Source organism: Aquabacterium sp., assembly GCF_035476535.1.
Lineage (GTDB): Bacteria > Pseudomonadota > Gammaproteobacteria > Burkholderiales > Burkholderiaceae_C > Pseudaquabacterium.
The window spans coordinates 41,720-57,989 of the sequence record NZ_DATILJ010000299.1 but is presented as its reverse complement, the minus strand read 5'-3'; the positions used below and the strand labels follow the sequence as shown (position 1 = coordinate 57,989).

The window sequence follows — 16,270 nt, the reverse complement described above, 5'->3', positions numbered from 1 at the left end:
CATGGTGGACGTGGCGGCCAAGCCGGACACGCACCGCATGGCGCGGGCCATCGGCAGCATCCGCATGCTGCCGGCCACGCTGGCGCTGATCGCGCAAGGCCAGGCCAAGAAGGGCGACGTGATCGGCATCGCGCGCATTGCGGCGATCCAGGCGGCCAAGCGCACGTCTGAATTGATCCCGCTGTGCCACCCGCTGCCGCTGACGCGCGTGGCAGTCGACTTCGCGCTGGACGAAGCCGGCCCTGCGGTGCATTGCACCGTGCAGGCCGAAACCGTCGGCCGCACCGGCGTCGAAATGGAGGCGCTAACCGCCGTGCAGGTGGGCCTGCTGACGATCTACGACATGTGCAAAGCGGCCGACCGCGGCATGGTGATGGGTGACATCCGCTTGCTCGAGAAGGTGGGCGGCAAGTCGGGGCATTGGGTGGCGCCGGCCGACAGCGGCCCTCCCGTTTGATGCCGTGACGCGGGTGTCCCGGGCCGATCCGGCGGGTTTGGCGCTTGAGCTGAGCATCTCGCCGAGCGGTCGGCTCAGTCTCGAGCACGAACACGAATACGAGCACGACGCGGCCGGCGCCTCGGGGGCTGTGCCGACCAGCGCCGCTGCCGCGCGCATCCGGCAGGCCTTCCAGCGCGGCAGTGCCCATGGCCTGCTGCAATTGGGCGCGGTGGAACTGGACACCGCACTGCCGTCTTCGCTGGCCTTCGGCCGCGAACTGGCGCACCTGTTCATGACCCGCCTGACGGCAGTGACGACATTGACCGACGACTGGGCCAGCGTCGATGTCAACGCCCCGCGCGCCGAACTGGCGCAACTGGCCGCCGCCGCGCCGCCGATGATCGGTGCGGAGTACCTGGCCACTGGCGTGCTCGAAGCCTGGTGGGGCGAACTGCTGCCGGCAGCGCGCGAGCAGATCGCCGCCCAAGGGGGCGACGTGAGCGCCTGGCTGCAGAGCCAGCACCCCAGCTGGAGCCTGGTCGGCCGGGTCTGTTTTCACCTGGCGGAGAACAAGGGCAACGAGCAGGCGCCGTTTGCTTTTCTCGCCACCTGCGCGAGCCATGTCTCGCGGGATGCGCGTGTCCAGCATGTGCCCTTGGGTCGGGCGCTGCGCCAGTATGCGGACGCCCAGGACCGCGCCGGGATGTTGAAGCTGCTGCTGCCGGTGCACAAGGCGGCCGGGCAGAGCCCCTGGCTGCAGGCGATGGTCGATGCGGGCACGGTGTTCCAGCCGCAAGCCTGGTCGCCGGCCGAGGCTCACCGGTTCCTGCGCAACGTGCCGGCGTTCGAAGCCAGCGGGTTGGTCGTGCGCATTCCGGACTGGTGGCAGCCCCGCCACCCGCCGCGCCCGCAAGTGCGGGTGAACCTCGGTCAGCAAGCGGCGGGCCTGGGGCTCGACACGATGCTGGATTTCGATGTGCAGCTCACGCTCGATGGTGAGGTGCTGACGGCCGAGGAGTGGCAGCAGTTGGCGACCGCCGGCGAGGGCCTGGTGCGCCTGAAGGGCCGCTGGGTCGAACTCGACCGCGACAAGCTCGACGCCGTGCTGGCGCATTGGAAAGAAGTGCAGCGCTCGGCCGCGGACGACGGTGTGTCGTTTCTCGAGGGCATGCGCCTGCTGGCGGGCGCCAGCCTCGAAGCGGGTGCCGATGCCACACTGGCCGAGACCACCGCCGAGTGGTCGAGCGTCGTGGCCGGTGACTGGTTGCGCAATACGCTGGCGCAGATGCGTGAGCCGGGCGAGTCGGCAGCGTCCGATCCGCAGCCCGAACTGAAGGCACACCTGCGGCCCTACCAGCGCAGCGGCGTGCACTGGCTGTGGTGGCTGCATCGCCTGGGGCTGGGCGGCTGTCTGGCCGACGACATGGGCCTGGGCAAGACGGTGCAGGTGCTGGGCCTGCTCTCGCTGGCCAAGCGTGAAGGCGACGCAGGGCCGCACCTGCTGGTCGTGCCTGCCTCGCTGATCGCCAACTGGCAGGCCGAGGCCGCGCGCTTCGCACCGCAGCTGCGCCTGCTGATCGCGCATGCCTCAGCGATGCCGGCCAAGGAGCTGGCGGCATTGCCTGCGCAGCGGCTGGCCGATGTCGATGTTGTCGTGACCAGTTACGGCAGCGTCTCGCGACTGGCCTGGCTGGCGCAGCAGCGCTGGTCGCTGCTCGTGCTGGACGAAGCGCAGGCGATCAAGAACCCCGGCGCGCAGCAGACGCGCAAGATCAAGGCGCTGAAGAGCCGCGTGCGCTTCGCGCTGACCGGCACACCGGTGGAGAACCGGCTCGGCGACCTGTGGTCGCTGTTCGATTTCATCTGCCCGGGCCTGCTGGGTTCGGCCGCCACCTTCAACGGCTTCGTGCGACGGCTGGCGGCCAATGAGCATGCCGACTACGCGCCGCTGCGCCGCCTGGTGCAGCCCTACATCCTGCGGCGCCTGAAGAGCGACAAGCGGGTCATCGCCGACCTGCCCGACAAGGCCGAGCTCAAGGCCTACTGCGCGCTGAGCAAGGTGCAGGCAAGCCTGTACCAGCAATCGGTGGACGCGCTCGCCGAGCAGATCGCAACGCTGGACGGCATGGCACGGCGCGGCGTGGTGCTGGCCTTCCTGATGCGCTTCAAGCAGATCTGCAACCATCCGTCGCAATGGCTGGGCGACGGCCGCTACGCGCCGCCGGACAGCGGCAAGTTCGCGCGGCTGCGCGAGTTGGCCGAAGCGGTCGCCGCACGCCAGGAGAAACTGCTGGTGTTCACGCAGTTCCAGGAAGTGACCGGGCCCTTGTCGGCCTTTCTGCAGGGCGTTTTCGGGCGTGCCGGCCTGGTGCTTCACGGCGGCACAGCGGTGAAGGCCCGCGCGGCGCTGGTCGAGGCGTTCCAGCGCGAGCAGGGGCCACCGTTCTTCGTGCTATCACTCAAAGCCGGTGGCACCGGCTTGAACCTCACCGCCGCATCGCATGTCGTGCATTTCGACCGCTGGTGGAACCCGGCCGTGGAGAACCAAGCCACCGACCGCGCCTATCGCATCGGGCAGAAGAAGAACGTGCTGGTGCACAAATTTGTCTGCCGCGGCACGGTGGAGGAGAGAATCGATGCACTGGTCGAGGCCAAGCTGGGCCTGTCTAAGCAGATCATCGAGGGTGGTGGCGAGGCCTTGTTGACGGAGCTGAGCAACGACGACTTGCTGCGTCTGGTCGCACTCGATATCGGCAGTGCGATGGACGAGGGCAAGGCCGCTTGAGGCCAGGCGGGGTGCGCAAACAGGAGGGCAGGCGATGGCGCGAAACGACTACTACGACGGCTGGGCGCCTTACGTTCCGGTGGCGCAGCGGCGGCAGCAAGCCCAGCAGAAGGCGGCGGCGCTGAAGAAGAAGGGGCACGAATGCCAGTCGGTGGCGATCGAAGGCCGCACCATCGCCAAGAGCTTCTGGGGCAAGGCCTGGTGCGACAACCTGGAGTCCTACAGCGACTACGCGAACCGGCTGCCGCGGGGTCGGACTTACGTGCGCAACGGCTCGGTGATCGACCTGTGCATCGAGACCGGCCGTGTGCAGGCGCTGGTGTCCGGTTCGGCGGTGTACCGCGTCGAGATCGGCGTGCAAGCCCTGCCGGCGCCACATTGGGAGGCGATCGTCCGGACCTGTTCAGGCCAGGTGGCCTCGCTGATCGAATTGCTGCAGGGCCGCTTGTCCAGCGCGGTGATGGAGACGGTAACCCGGCGCGGTGAAGGCTTGTTCCCGCTGCCCCAGCACATCAGCCTGAGCTGCAGCTGCCCGGACTCGGCATCGATGTGCAAGCATGTCGCGGCGGTGCTGTACGGCGTGGGCAATCGCCTGGACAAGGAGCCGGCACTGCTGTTCCAGCTGCGCCATGTCGACCCACTGGCGTTGACGCGACAGGTCGGCCAGCTGCCGGCACTGGCGTCGGCCGACGCGCGTGAAGCGCTGGATGGCACCGATCTGTCGGCCTTGTTCGGCATCGATCTGGTGGACGATGGGCTTGCCGCAGCGAACCCGCCGGCGCCGCCCGACGCGGCACCGGCCCGGCAGAAGCCGCCTTCCCGGCGCGCGCGGGAAGCCCAGGCTGTTGAGCTGCAGCCGGCGCCAGGGCCGGCATTGCGTCCGGCGCTGTCAGGCGCGACGGCGAAGACCCAGCCGCTTGCGCCGTCGGGTCAGCCGCGCGGCAAGACGGTGACCGCGGCCGACTTGATCGCGCGCGGGGTGGCCCGGCACATGATCCCCGGCTGGATCGCATCAGGCGTCTTGCTGCGCACCGAGCAGCGGGGCGTGTACCGGACCAGCGCGCAAACGGAAGCGCGCATCCGCGCCTATGTCGCCACGCGTTGGGCGGTCGGGTTGCCGTAGGTCTTTCCTTCCGCCGATCACCTCAGCTTGCGTCGAGCAGACGCTCCGGCCGAATTGGCCAGGCGCATCACTCTGCCGTGAACTCCCGCCAGCCATGCGGCGCCTGCGGCGGCTGGCATTGGAAGGCCTGGGTGTCGCCGGCCTGGCAGGGCGCGAAGAACTCGTCGCTGTCGGCATTGCGGAACTCACGCAGCCGCGCGGCCAGCGCTCGGGCGCGGTCGAGCTGGCCGTTGGCGGCCAGGTGGCGGGTCCAGGCCAGCATCAGCCGGGTGTCCATCAGGTAGTGCGGCGCGCGGCGAAAGGCCAGCAGGCTGCCGGGCAAGGGGTCGGCGCTGGTGGCTGCGGCGTAGTCGGCATGGTGGGCAAACAGCACGCTGTGCTGGCCACTGCCGATGCGGGCCTGCAGCGGCCCGGCGTTGGTGCCCGGCGCGTAGATCGCCACCACGCGCATGTAGTCGAGCATCGCCAGGGCGCCGCCCAGCACCAGCAGGCCTCCCACCACGGTGCCTGGCCAGGCGGTGGCCTTGGGCCGCGCGGCGCTGGCGGCTTCACCGCTCGGCGCGCCGAGCGCAAAGCCCCAGGCAAAGGCCACCGGCAACAGGAAGTAGGCGTACCACAGCGGGTACTCGAACAGGCTGTGCAAGCCGGTCAGCAGCACCAGCATCCAGGCCGAGCGCGCGGCAACGCCGGCATCGCCATCGGCGCGCTGGCTGCGCTGCCAGGCCTGCCACAGCGCGAACACCATCAGGCCGAGCACCAGCGCGGCCAGCGGCACACCAAGCTCGACGGCCAGCTGCAAGGGCAGTGTGTGCGTGTGGTCGAAGAAGGCGGTCGGCCGGCCCGGAAACGGCGTCAGCGACCAGGCCAGGTTGAACTCGCCGAAGCCGACGCCGAACCACGGCTGCTGAGCGATCAGCGACAGCGCATTGGCCCAGATGCGTGGGCGGGAGTTCGGGCTGTCGATGCCGGTGGCTTCGCCCGCGGCGATGCGTGCCTCGGCGCCGATGGCCTGGTGGCTCCACTGGCCATACAAGGCCATCGCGCCATACGACAGGCCATAGATCAGCGGCGTGGCGATCAGCAGCACGCGCGCCGTGCCGGACAGCCGACGGTCCAGCAGGCCCCACAAGGCCAGCAGCACCAGGCCCAGCGCACCGGTGCGCGAGGCGCTGAGCTCGACCGCGAACACCAGCAGCACGACCAGCGCGATCGTCGCCGCGCGGCCCAGCCCCCTTAGCTCGAACAGGCCGATCGCGCCGACCACGCCCCACAGCAGCAGGCTGCACAGATGATTCGGCTGGCGCAGGTTGCCCACCGCGCGGCCGACCAGGCCCGAGTGCGCGATGACGTTGCCGTCGGTCCAGTCCGGCGCGAACACCTGCACCAATGCGACCCCCGCGCTCAGCAGCCCGGCTGCCGCCAGGCCAGCGGCGAAGCAGCCGAAGATGGCGGGGGCATCAGGCCGGCGTGCGGCGTCGCTGCCGGCCCAGGCCAGGGCCGCGGCGCCGGCCAGAAGGGCCAGCGCGGACAGCGTCAAGGCCGAGGGCAGCGCGCCCGCGGTGCCGGACCAGAGCACGGCGGCGGCCATTACTGCAATGGCGGCGAAGAGGGCGCGGCCGCGCAGCGGCAGCCCGCCGGGCATCAGGGCGATGACAAAACCACCCCACAGGGCGACGGCCAGACACTGGTTCAGCAGCGTCGGCGAAGGTGGCAGGTTGTAGGCCAGCAGCGGCGGTAGGGTACCGGCCAGCAGGGCAGCCATCAGCCGGCCAGGCGCAGCGGCGATCATCCCGCTGCCCGTCGTGGGGGTGCGATGCATCCGCCGATTCTAGGGAGCCGCCCTGCGTGGCCCGCAGCCGGGCGGCTGAAGCTGCGGCTCAGGCAGGCCCGAAGATGGCGAAACCCAGGACATTGCCGGTTTGGGCATCGACCAGCACGACGCCGGCCACGTACCGCGATAGCAAGGGCAGGAAACGCACCTGCGCCGCGGGTGCACCGGTCTTGGCAACGGCCGCCGCGAGCACGGCCTGGGAGTGGTACTGCGGACCTTGTTCCGGCACTTGGGCCAGCGGCTTGGCGTTGGTTCGAACCTCCTGGCGGGCGATGTCGTCCCAAGGCTGCCAGTACTTCGGGCGTGTGCCGAGGTCATTGCCCGTGATGGCGCGCTTGAGGGCTTCGAACTTTGCGGCCGGATCCGTGGGCATAGTTGTGCGCAGCAGGCGCGGACCGGTCAGCGACAGTGACTGCAACGGGGCAGGCGCCAGCGGCAACTCCTCGTGGACCACATCGACGGCCGGCACCACGCGAAACCGGTCTTCTTCCAGCGCCAGGGCCACCGGGCGGGCCAGGTACATCGTGTGCAGGCCATAGGCCAGGGCCGCCAACTGCATCAGTACCACGATGGCCAGGTCGCGCCGCAATTCGGTGACCGGCTTGCGCCGGTTGAACACGGCAAAGGTGATCAAGGGGCCCATCACGATGTCGACGCTGATGATCAGCACGAACAGGCCCAGCCCGCCGGCCATGGCCTCGTACGGGTTGGGGAACCACAACAGGAAGACGAGTGCCGCAGCCAATGCAGCCACCGCGGCGCTGCCGCTGAAGTGAATCAGCGCAGCACGTGTGCGCGAATGCAGGTCGAACGAAGCCATGTCGCTGATGATGCCCGAGCTGTGCGCGGCGATGGCGGTGCCGGCGCGGGGACTGCAACGCAAAACGCCTGGAGGTCCAGGCGTTTTTGCGAGTTGTCGATCAGACCCGGCGCATTGCGCCGAGGATTGGATCAACGATCAGGGCGTGCAGGACTTCGGCACATACTTGGCGTTGGCGGCCACCAGGCTGGAAGAGCAGGCCCAGGTGACCGAGCCGGCATTCAGCGTGGGGACCATCGTGAACGTGGCGCTCTGGATGGCTGTGACGACTGGTGCGGCGGCGCCCATCGTTGCTGTGACCGAACCCGTGGCCAGAGGCGTCGCGACAGTGGAATACTTGCCGGTAGCCGCAGGCAACAAGAGGGCGTTCGTCAAGCCCGCGCAGGCGCCCAGCGTCTGGCACTCTTCGGCGATCGCCGTCTTCGAGCCTTCCATCAGCGTGAACGGCTCCGAGGTCTGGGCCTTGGCCACGTAGTCCTGGTAGGCCGGCAGTGCAATCGCGGCCAGGATGCCGATGATCGCGACGACGATCATCAGTTCGATGAGGGTGAAACCTTTTTGGATGCTGCGCTTCATGGGGAGACTCCTGACAGTGAGGGGTGGGGTGGGGGACTCGGTATCCCTTATTTGCAGGGGTCGTGCCAGGCTTCGAAACGGGCCGGATGGGGCCAAAGCCGGTGATTGTTCACGCTTGGCTGAGGGCGCCTGTCAGTTTGTGTCGACCGAAGCGGTTGGCGGGTGACGGAAATCGTCACCCGCTGTCAATCACCGACAGTGATCACCTGGCCTGCCGTCAAGGCATGGATCGTGTGGCGGTCGCCCAGCGCGCCGATCTCGCTCATCACCGGGTCCAGCTCGCCCGGCTTGATGTGCGTGATGTAGACCTGCACGCCCGCCGCCAGGTGAGCCAACTCGCGACCCAATGCAGCAGGGTGCATGTGTCGGCTGATCGTCGCCAGTTGCTGCTCTTCATTGCGGAAGGCGGTCTCGATCACCAGGCTGGCCACCGGCAGGTTCTGCAGGCGCTGCCACAGTGCCGGGTGGGGGGCCGTGTCGCCGGTATAAACCCAGGCACCACGGGCCGAGCCGGCCGGCGGCAGCACCGCAAAGCCAACCGCGGGCACGGTGTGCAGCGCCGGCAGCACCTCGATGCGTCGGCCATCGCTCAAGGCGAGCACATCGCCCAGCTCGAAAGGCTTGAGCGCCAGCACCGGGTGCTCGGCGGAGGGCAGGCGGGTGAAGTCGGGCCACAGCGCGCCGTTGAACAGGTGCGTGCGCAGCGTCTCCAGCGTGGCCGGCAGCGCATGCACCTGGATAGGCGGGCGGCCGGCGCGCCGGCGCATCACGCTGTCGGCCAGCAAGGGCACGGCCAGCACATGGTCCAGGTGCGAATGGCTCAGCAGGATGTGGTCGATGCGCTCCAACTGCTCGAGCGCCAGGTCGCCGACGCCGGTGCCGGCGTCGATGAGCACGTCGTCATCGAGCAGGAAGGCGGTTGTGCGGCAACCTGCAGCGATCGAGCCGGAACAGCCCAGGACCCGGATTTGCATGAGACGCTTGTGCGCCGGCGGGGAACACCCTCCGGTCATCGGACAAAAGCTGATGGTGGCCGCAGTGCCGCGTGGCCGCAAGCTTGCTTTTGCGCAGTTCTCTGGATGTTCGAGGTCCGCACCGCAAGCGGGCGCGTCAACTGTGAACAAGATCACACTTGATCCGGCTCAAGTTCGGTTCGCATGGCGGTGTGTCACCACCAAGTTGTGCGCTTTCCACTGCATGCGCGGCCTGAATTTGTCCCCGGAAAGGGACAGGCCGCGCAGCGTCAGTCGAAAGGCCAAACCCGATCCGGGCTTCCCGGTCGGGTTTGGTCAGCCCCTCAGGGCAGCCAGGGCGCCAGTTCTAGAACTGGATGAACTGCATCTGCGTGCCGGCCAACTCGATCAGGTCGCCGTTCTTCAGCGGCGCGATGTCGCCGGCCAAGGGCATGCCGTTCACGCTGGGACGCACCAGCCCTTCCACGTGGGCAATGACATAGCCACCGGGCCGCTTGGTGATCGAGGCCACCTGCACGCCGGGTTTGCCGACGGTGGTGACCACCTTGGTCAGTGTGACCTCGCGGCCGGCGGCCGCGCCGCTGAGCACCTTGATCGAGGCCGGCAGTGTGCTGACCGGGGTGGCGCCCGCCATCGGCATCGGCCGCGGCGTGGTGGCGGTCGCATTGAACGGTGCATGCGGCGCGGGCGCGTGATGCGTCGGAGCCGCGGCGCCGGGCCGCATGATCATGGTCTTTTCGTAGTCGCCGCTGTCTTCGACCAGGTACTTGATCTTGTACTTGCCGATCTCGACCGTGTCGTTGTGCGCCAGCAACTGCTTCTTGATGGCCTTGCCATTGATGTAGGTGCCGTTGGTGCTGTTCAGGTCTTCGATGAAGACATCCTGGCCCACCATCTGCAGCACGGCATGCTCGCCGCTGACGGCGAGGTTGTCGATGACGATGTCGTTGTAGGGTCGACGGCCAAGGGTGGTCTTGTCCTTGGTGATCTGGACTTCCTTGATGACCACACCATCGAGCGACACCACCAGTTTGCCCATGCTTGCCCTTATCTTGTCTGTCGGACCATCCCCCAGTCCGGAGCTTGGTCTGTGCTTTTTTACGCCGGGTCGCTAGCGTCCGAAACGCCACCAGGGTTTGTTCGCGGAAACCGGGTTGCCTGCCACGCGCACAAGAACCAGCGCAATATTATCCTTTCCGCCTGCATCATTGGCGGCATCGATCAGCGCCTGCCCCGCAAGAGGTAACGCGTCGTGCATCTGCAACAGCTGCGCCAGCGTCGCGTTGTCGAGCATGTCCGACAGGCCGTCGGAACACATCAGGTACAGGTCGCCGGGCTGCACGTCGTGCACGTGGGTTTCCAGCAGCACGGTGTCCTCGACACCGACCGCGCGTGTCACCAGGTTCTTGTTGGCCGAGAACGCCGCCTGTTCGGGCGTGATCAGGCCGGCGTCGATCTGCTCCTGCAGCAGTGAATGATCGCGGGTGATCTGCACCAGCTGGCCGCTGCGCCAGCGGTAGGCGCGTGAATCGCCGACATGGCCCAGGCGCAGCTGGCCTTCGCGGAACACCGCCACCACCAGTGTGGTGCCCATGCCGGCGTATTGCGGGTTGGCGTTGGCGGCGTTGAAGATCGCGCGGTTGGCGTTGTCGACACAGATGTCCATCGCGCGGCGCACTTCGGCATCGTTGGCCTTGCCGCCGGCTTCGTGCAGCCAACGGCCGAGTTCGCTCTTGATGAACGAGGTGGCCATGTTGCTGGCCACCTCACCGGCGTTGTAGCCGCCCATGCCGTCGGCGAGCACGGCCAGCGCATTGGCGTCATCGACTGCCACTGAGTCTTCGTTGTTCGAGCGCGCGCGGCCCGTGTCCACGGCGTGGAAGAACTCGAAGCTCATGCGGCGTGAGGGCTCGGTGGCAAGGTTCGGAAGGGTGGCAACTGATTGTGCCTTGTTGCGCAGCCGCTTCGTGCTGGGGATCGACCCCAGCCGTGGGGGAGATCACGCATGCGAAGAATCCTGCAGTGCAAGGGCCCAGCGCTCCAACTCCGTCGCCAGCGCGAGCAGATTCTGCGGGCGCAGGCCGGGCGCGCGCTGCAGGATCTGGGCGATCAGCGCGTCCAGGCCGGCGGGCAGCTCGGGCCGCCAATGCCGCAGCGGCGCGGGGTCACCCGCGGCCACGGCACGCAGCAGTTCGCCCAGGGTGGTGGCCGGGAACGGCAGCCGGCCGGTCAGCAGTTCATAAAGCATCACGCCGAGCGCGTAGGTGTCGGTGCGTGCATCGGCCGGCTCGCCGGTCAGCTGCTCGGGCGCCATGTAGGCAGGCGTGCCCAGCGTCACGCCGGTGCGGGTGACCGCAGCATCCTGCAGGCGTGCGACGCCGAAGTCGACGAGCTTCAAGCGGTCGGTGGCCAGATCGATGCGCACGTTGGCGGGCTTCAAGTCGCGGTGCACGACGCCATGGCCATGGGCATGCGCCAGTGCCCGTGCGATGCGTGCGCCGAAGCGCAGCACCAGCGGTTCGGGCAGCAAGCGTTGTGGGCGGGTGTAGCGCGACAGGTCGGTGCCGGGCGCCAGCTCCATCGCGATCCAGGGCTCGCCGTTGCGCTCGCCGCCGTCGAGCACCGCCACGATGTCCGGGTGCGACAGGCTGCGCAGCACTTCGGCCTGGCGCAGGAAGCGCTGCCGCTGGTCGGCCTGTTCTGCCGCAGGCAGTGTGGCGGCCAGGGTCAGCGTCTTGATCGCGACCTGCTGCGCACCGGCCTGCGCCAGGAACACCGGCCCGGATGCGCCCTGCCCCAACACCGCGCTGGCCAGGTAAGGACCGAAGCGCAGTTCAGGCGCCGACGCCACGGGTGGCGACGCAGCGCTGCGTCGCCACCAACGGTGCCACAAACGGCGCCACAAAGGCGTTGCGGCAGGATGCATCGGGCGAGGGCCGGGGTGGGTGGATCCACCGCAAGCTATCACATCCCGCGCGTGGCGCGGCGATCGCGGGAAACTACGCGGCGGTGCGACGTTTCTTCACAGCCCAGCCGATGGCCAGCACCAGCAGTGCGCCGGCGATGCCGGCCGAGTAGTGCCAAGCCGCCGGCGCCGCACCGGCCGCCTGCGGGATGGTGCTGCCCAGCGCCGGATCCGACACCGCCATCGTGCCGGCAATCCATCCCAGCAGCATGCCGCCGAGCGTGATGACGACCGGGAAGCGGTCCATCAGCTTGATCACGAACTGGCTGCCCCAGACGATGATCGGGATGCTGACCAGCAGGCCGAAGATCACCAGCGGCATCTTGTGGTCACCGCCCGCGCCTTCGGCCGCTCCGGCGATCGCGATGACGTTGTCCAGGCTCATCACGAAGTCGGCCACGATCACGGTGCGAACCGCGGACCACAGCTTGTCGCTGGCCTTGATCTCGTGATCCCCTTCTTCATCGGGGGCGAGCAGCTTGACGCCGATCCACAACAACAGCGCCGCGCCGACGATCTTCAGGAACGCGATCTTCAGCAGGGTCAAGGCAAAGAAGATCAGCACGACGCGCAGCACGATGGCGCCAACCGTGCCCCAGATGATGCCCTGGGTGCGCTGCTTGGCGGGCAGCTGCCGGCAGGCCAGCGCGATTACCACCGCGTTGTCGCCGCCGAGCAGGATGTCGATCATGATGATCTGGCCAACGGCAACCCAGAATTCGGCACTCAGAAATTGATCCATTGAACGGTCCCTCTAACGAGCGCAGCGAGTTTAGGTCGACGGCGCCCGCTGTTTGCTGCGGAAACTACATAACGGGCCCCGGAAACACAGCAGGCCACCGTGAGTGGCCTGCTGAACCGCGCGGTCGGGGGGAAGGATCAGAGCATGGACTTCAGCAGCCTGGCCATCTCGCTGGGGTTGCGGGTGACGGTGAAGCCGCACTCTTCCATGATCGCCAGCTTGGCATCGGCCGTGTCGGCACCGCCTGAGATCAGTGCGCCGGCGTGGCCCATGCGCTTGCCTGCCGGCGCCGTGACGCCGGCGATGAAGCCGACGATCGGCTTCTTCATGTTGGCTTGGCACCAGCGCGCCGCTTCGGCTTCATCGGGGCCGCCGATCTCGCCGATCATGATCACCGCGTCGGTGTCCGGATCGTCGTTGAACAGCTGCATCACATCGATGTGCTTCAGCCCATTGATCGGGTCGCCACCGATGCCGACTGCACTGGATTGGCCGAGGCCGATCTCGGTGAGCTGCGCCACCGCTTCATAGGTCAGCGTGCCCGAGCGCGAGACGACGCCGATGCGGCCCTTGCGGTGAATATGGCCGGGCATGATGCCGATCTTGATTTCTTCCGGCGTGATCAGGCCCGGGCAGTTGGGGCCTAGCAGCAGGGTCTTCTTGCCGCCGGCGGCTTCCTTGGCCTTCATCTTGTTGCGCACTTCCAGCATGTCGCGCACGGGGATGCCTTCGGTGATGCAGATCGCTAGGTCCAGGTCGGCTTCCACGGCTTCCCAGATCGCGGCTGCGGCGCCGGCGGGCGGCACATAGATCACGCTGACGGTGGCGCCGGTGTTGGACTTGGCGTCCTTCACGCTGGCGTAGATCGGGATGCCTTCGAAATCTTCGCCGGCCTTCTTCGGATTCACGCCGGCGACGAAGCAGTTCTTGCCATTGGCATACGCGACACAGCCGCGCGTGTGGAACTGACCGGTCTTGCCGGTGATGCCCTGGGTGATGACCTTGGTGTCCTTGTTGATCAGGATGCTCATGACGGTTCCTTACTTGACGGCTGCGACGATCTTGGTGGCCGCCTCGGCCATGGTGTCGGCTGCGATGATCGGCAGGCCGGATTCAGCGAGCATCTTCTTGCCCAGGTCTTCGTTGGTGCCCTTCATGCGCACCACCAGCGGCACGCTGAGGTTCACCGCCTTGCAGGCCGTGATCACGCCTTCGGCGATGGTGTCGCACTTCATGATGCCGCCGAAGATGTTGACCAGGATGCCCTTCACGGAGCTGTTCTTCAGCATGATCTTGAAGGCCTCGGTGACCTTCTCGGCGGTGGCGCCGCCACCGACATCGAGGAAGTTCGCCGGCTCGCCGCCGAACAGCTTGATGGTGTCCATCGTCGCCATCGCCAGGCCGGCACCGTTGACCAGGCAGCCGATGTTGCCGTCCAGGCTGATGTAAGCCAGGTCGAACTTGCTGGCCTCGATTTCCGCCGGGTCCTCTTCATCGAGGTCGCGGTAGGCCACGATCTCGGGGTGTCGGAACAGCGCGTTCGAGTCGAAGTTGAACTTCGCGTCCAGTGCCTTGATGCCGCCGCCGCCTTCGAGGATCAGCGGGTTGATCTCGGCCAGCGACGAATCGGTGTCCATGTAGGTCTGGTACAGCTTCTTCAGCACGTCCACCGTCTGCGCCTGCGAACCTTCGGGCACGCCGATGCCCTGGGCCAGTTGCAGCGCCTGCGCGTCGGTGAGGCCGGTCGCCGGCTCGACGAAGACCTTGATGATCTTCTCGGGGGTGGCGTGCGCGACCTCTTCGATGTCCATGCCGCCTTCGCTGCTGGCCATCATCGCGACCTTCTGCGTCGCGCGGTCGGTGACCGCGGCGACGTAGTACTCCTTCTTGATGTCGGCGCCTTCTTCGATCAGCAGGCGGCGCACCTTCTGGCCTTCGGGGCCGGTCTGATGGGTCTTCAGCTGCATGCCGAGGATCTGGCCGGCGAGCGTCTTGAGCTCGTCCAGCGAGCGCGCCAGCTTCACGCCGCCGCCCTTGCCACGGCCACCAGCGTGGATCTGGGCCTTGACGACCCAGACGGCGCCGCCGAGCTTTTGTGCGGCTTCGACCGCTTCCTGCACGGTGAACGCAGGATAGCCCCGCGGTACCGGCACGCCGAATTGGCGCAAGATTTCTTTGCCTTGGTATTCGTGGATCTTCATCGGGGGCTCACTGCGAAGGGTCAGAAAAATTCTGCCGCCCGGCAGCAAGCCGATGCGGCGGCGAGCCGGAACAGCCGGCGGGGGGAAGCAAACCTTCGCAATTTAGCATGTTGCGCTGCGGCAAAGCGGACAGGACCTGCGCAGGCCTTCCCAGGCCCTTGCGCCGGCGGCTCAATCGTCGGGGTCCTGGCTCGACGATTCTTCCGGCATGTCGCCCTCTTTCACGACGCGCCGGATCACCTCGGGCGTGAAGCCGCGACCGCTCAAATAGCGCATCTGCCGCACGCGGGCGGCGGCATCGGCGGGCACCTGGCCGCCGGCCATAGCGCCGTATTTCTTGCGCCAGACTTCGCGGGCGCGGTCCAGTTCGGTGTCTCGCAGCGCCTGCCTGGCCGATGCATCGAGCGAGGCGCCGTGCATCTGCAGTTCGCGCTGAATGCGCAGGTTGCCGAAGCGCGATTGCCGCGCGTTCACCCGGCTCTCGACAAAGCGCTCTTGCGAGAGGTGGCCGTGCGTGGACAGCCAATCGAGCAGCGCATCGACTTCCGATGCTGCTTCCGCAGGTTCGGTGTCCTCGGGCATCAGGCGCAGCAGCTTGCCGCGCAACTCGATGCGGCTGTGCTCCCGCTGCGCCAGCCACTGCAGCGCTCGCACCTTGATCGACGCCGGCTTGGGCGCCATGCCGCGTGACCTGATGTGCTTCAGCCGCTAGGGCGCCAGTTACTCGGCCGTCGCCGCGCCCGGCAACAGCGGCACGCCCATGGCGGCGCGCACCTTGTTCTCGATCTCGAACGCCAGGTCGGGGTTCTCGCGCAGGAACTCGCGTGCGTTGTCCTTGCCCTGGCCGATCTTCTCGCCGTTGTAGGCGTACCAGGCGCCGGACTTGTCGAGGATCTTGGCCTCCACGCCCATGTCGATGATCTCGCCATGGCGGCTGGTGCCTTCGCCATAGAGGATGTCGAACTCGGCGGTCTTGAACGGCGGTGCGACCTTGTTCTTGACGACCTTGACCTTGGTTTCGCTGCCGATCACTTCTTCACCGCGCTTGATGCTGCCGGTGCGGCGGATGTCCAGGCGCACTGACGAGTAGAACTTCAGCGCGTTGCCGCCGGTGGTGGTTTCGGGGTTGCCGAACATCACGCCGATCTTCATGCGGATCTGGTTGATGAAGATGATCATCGTGTTGGTCTTCTTGACCGTGGCGGTGAGCTTGCGCAGCGCCTGGCTCATCAGCCGGGCTTGCAGGCCGGGCAGTGAATCGCCCATCTCGCCTTCGAGTTCGGCCTTGGGCGTGAGGGCCGCGACCGAGTCGATGATCACCAGGTCCACCGAGCCGGAACGCACCAGCGCATCGACGATTTCCAGCGCTTGTTCGCCGGTGTCGGGCTGGCTGATCAGCAGTTCCTGCAGGTTGACGCCGAGCTTCTGCGCATAACCGGTGTCCAGCGCGTGTTCGGCATCAATGAAGGCGCAGGTGCCGCCGAGCTTCTGCATTTCGGCCACCACCTGCAAGGTCAGCGTGGTCTTGCCCGAGGACTCCGGGCCGTAGATTTCGACCACCCGGCCGCGGGGCAGGCCGCCGACACCCAGCGCGATGTCCAGGCCCAGCGAGCCGGTGGAGACGACCTCGATGGCTTCGACCACCTCGCCATCACCCAGGCGCATGATCGAGCCTTTGCCGAACTGCTTTTCAATCTGTGACAGGGCGGCCTGCAGGGCCTTGGCTTTTTCGGTGTTCAGCGCTTTGACGGGTGCATCCATGGGGCTCTCCTCGGGGTGGGCGAACTATAAGATGAAAGCTGGATGTTTGTACA

General features: G+C 67.2%; 15 protein-coding genes. 3 read left to right on the top strand and 12 right to left on the bottom strand.

All coding sequences use genetic code 11. The features are described 5' to 3' along the window. The first annotated feature begins 1 nt into the window (after nt 1). The 3 genes from moaC to VLK61_RS28980 are packed head-to-tail and all read left to right on the top strand — an operon-like array spanning nt 2 to nt 4,347. Nucleotides 2-457, top strand: coding sequence for a cyclic pyranopterin monophosphate synthase MoaC (moaC, locus tag VLK61_RS28990; protein ID WP_325426639.1), 456 nt, complete (start codon nt 2-4; stop codon nt 455-457). Between the two features lie 4 nt (nt 458-461). Then, a complete protein-coding gene (locus tag VLK61_RS28985) occupies nt 462-3,224 on the top strand; it encodes a DEAD/DEAH box helicase (RefSeq protein ID WP_325426637.1) in 2,763 nt (920 codons plus the stop codon). 34 nt (nt 3,225-3,258) lie between these two features. Next, a complete protein-coding gene (locus VLK61_RS28980) occupies nt 3,259-4,347 on the top strand; it encodes an SWIM zinc finger family protein (RefSeq protein WP_325426635.1) in 1,089 nt (362 codons plus the stop codon). Nucleotides 4,348-4,414: 67 nt separating this feature from the next. Here the strand turns inward: VLK61_RS28980 and VLK61_RS28975 are convergent, their stop codons facing one another. The 12 genes from VLK61_RS28975 to recA form a co-directional block, all read right to left on the bottom strand. Further along, nucleotides 4,415-6,166, bottom strand: a complete 1,752-nt coding sequence (locus tag VLK61_RS28975) for a PglL family O-oligosaccharyltransferase (RefSeq protein ID WP_325426634.1) — start codon at nt 6,164-6,166, stop codon at nt 4,415-4,417. A gap of 58 nt (nt 6,167-6,224) precedes the next feature. Then, nucleotides 6,225-6,998, bottom strand: coding sequence for a TfpX/TfpZ family type IV pilin accessory protein (gene tfpZ, locus VLK61_RS28970; RefSeq protein ID WP_325426632.1), 774 nt, complete (start codon nt 6,996-6,998; stop codon nt 6,225-6,227). A gap of 138 nt (nt 6,999-7,136) precedes the next feature. Then, nucleotides 7,137-7,574, bottom strand: a complete 438-nt coding sequence (locus tag VLK61_RS28965; RefSeq protein WP_325426630.1) for a pilin — start codon at nt 7,572-7,574, stop codon at nt 7,137-7,139. 185 nt (nt 7,575-7,759) lie between these two features. Further along, nucleotides 7,760-8,548, bottom strand: a complete 789-nt coding sequence (locus VLK61_RS28960; RefSeq protein ID WP_325426628.1) for a 3',5'-cyclic-nucleotide phosphodiesterase — start codon at nt 8,546-8,548, stop codon at nt 7,760-7,762. A gap of 346 nt (nt 8,549-8,894) precedes the next feature. Continuing rightward, nucleotides 8,895-9,587: an FHA domain-containing protein gene (locus VLK61_RS28955; protein WP_325426623.1), complete on the bottom strand. Its 693-nt coding sequence runs from the start codon at nt 9,585-9,587 to the stop codon at nt 8,895-8,897. A 72-nt stretch (nt 9,588-9,659) separates the two neighbouring features. Next, nucleotides 9,660-10,445 carry a Stp1/IreP family PP2C-type Ser/Thr phosphatase gene (locus tag VLK61_RS28950; RefSeq protein WP_325426621.1) on the bottom strand — a complete coding sequence of 262 codons (786 nt, stop codon included), beginning with the start codon at nt 10,443-10,445 and terminating at the stop codon, nt 9,660-9,662. Nucleotides 10,446-10,547: 102 nt separating this feature from the next. Continuing rightward, nucleotides 10,548-11,399: a serine/threonine-protein kinase gene (locus tag VLK61_RS28945; RefSeq protein WP_325426619.1), complete on the bottom strand. Its 852-nt coding sequence runs from the start codon at nt 11,397-11,399 to the stop codon at nt 10,548-10,550. Between the two features lie 148 nt (nt 11,400-11,547). Continuing rightward, a complete protein-coding gene (locus VLK61_RS28940; RefSeq protein WP_325426617.1) occupies nt 11,548-12,255 on the bottom strand; it encodes a TerC family protein in 708 nt (235 codons plus the stop codon). Nucleotides 12,256-12,392: 137 nt separating this feature from the next. Beyond that, the gene (gene sucD, locus VLK61_RS28935) at nt 12,393-13,286 is read right to left on the bottom strand and encodes a succinate--CoA ligase subunit alpha (RefSeq protein ID WP_325426615.1); all 894 of its coding nucleotides are present in this window, start codon (nt 13,284-13,286) and stop codon (nt 12,393-12,395) included. 9 nt (nt 13,287-13,295) lie between these two features. Next, the gene (gene sucC / locus VLK61_RS28930; protein ID WP_325426613.1) at nt 13,296-14,456 is read right to left on the bottom strand and encodes an ADP-forming succinate--CoA ligase subunit beta; all 1,161 of its coding nucleotides are present in this window, start codon (nt 14,454-14,456) and stop codon (nt 13,296-13,298) included. A 171-nt stretch (nt 14,457-14,627) separates the two neighbouring features. Then, a complete protein-coding gene (locus VLK61_RS28925) occupies nt 14,628-15,137 on the bottom strand; it encodes a regulatory protein RecX (protein WP_325426611.1) in 510 nt (169 codons plus the stop codon). A 39-nt stretch (nt 15,138-15,176) separates the two neighbouring features. Beyond that, nucleotides 15,177-16,217 (bottom strand): recombinase RecA, encoded by a 1,041-nt coding sequence (recA, locus tag VLK61_RS28920; RefSeq protein WP_325426609.1) that lies wholly within the window; start codon nt 16,215-16,217, stop codon nt 15,177-15,179. Nucleotides 16,218-16,270 lie beyond the last annotated feature (53 nt).

Coding starts and splice junctions, on each gene's coding strand:
- VLK61_RS28955 (WP_325426623.1), bottom strand. CDS start 9,587: ATGGGCAAACTGGTGGTGTCGCTCGATGGTGTGGTCATCAAGGAAGTC.
- VLK61_RS28925 (WP_325426611.1), bottom strand. CDS start 15,137: ATGGCGCCCAAGCCGGCGTCGATCAAGGTGCGAGCGCTGCAGTGGCTG.
- recA (WP_325426609.1), bottom strand. CDS start 16,217: ATGGATGCACCCGTCAAAGCGCTGAACACCGAAAAAGCCAAGGCCCTG.
- VLK61_RS28940 (WP_325426617.1), bottom strand. CDS start 12,255: ATGGATCAATTTCTGAGTGCCGAATTCTGGGTTGCCGTTGGCCAGATC.
- VLK61_RS28980 (WP_325426635.1), top strand. CDS start 3,259: ATGGCGCGAAACGACTACTACGACGGCTGGGCGCCTTACGTTCCGGTG.
- tfpZ (WP_325426632.1), bottom strand. CDS start 6,998: ATGGCTTCGTTCGACCTGCATTCGCGCACACGTGCTGCGCTGATTCAC.
- sucC (WP_325426613.1), bottom strand. CDS start 14,456: ATGAAGATCCACGAATACCAAGGCAAAGAAATCTTGCGCCAATTCGGC.
- VLK61_RS28950 (WP_325426621.1), bottom strand. CDS start 10,445: ATGAGCTTCGAGTTCTTCCACGCCGTGGACACGGGCCGCGCGCGCTCG.
- moaC (WP_325426639.1), top strand. CDS start 2: ATGGTGGACGTGGCGGCCAAGCCGGACACGCACCGCATGGCGCGGGCC.
- sucD (WP_325426615.1), bottom strand. CDS start 13,286: ATGAGCATCCTGATCAACAAGGACACCAAGGTCATCACCCAGGGCATC.
- VLK61_RS28965 (WP_325426630.1), bottom strand. CDS start 7,574: ATGAAGCGCAGCATCCAAAAAGGTTTCACCCTCATCGAACTGATGATC.
- VLK61_RS28975 (WP_325426634.1), bottom strand. CDS start 6,166: ATGCATCGCACCCCCACGACGGGCAGCGGGATGATCGCCGCTGCGCCT.
- VLK61_RS28960 (WP_325426628.1), bottom strand. CDS start 8,548: ATGCAAATCCGGGTCCTGGGCTGTTCCGGCTCGATCGCTGCAGGTTGC.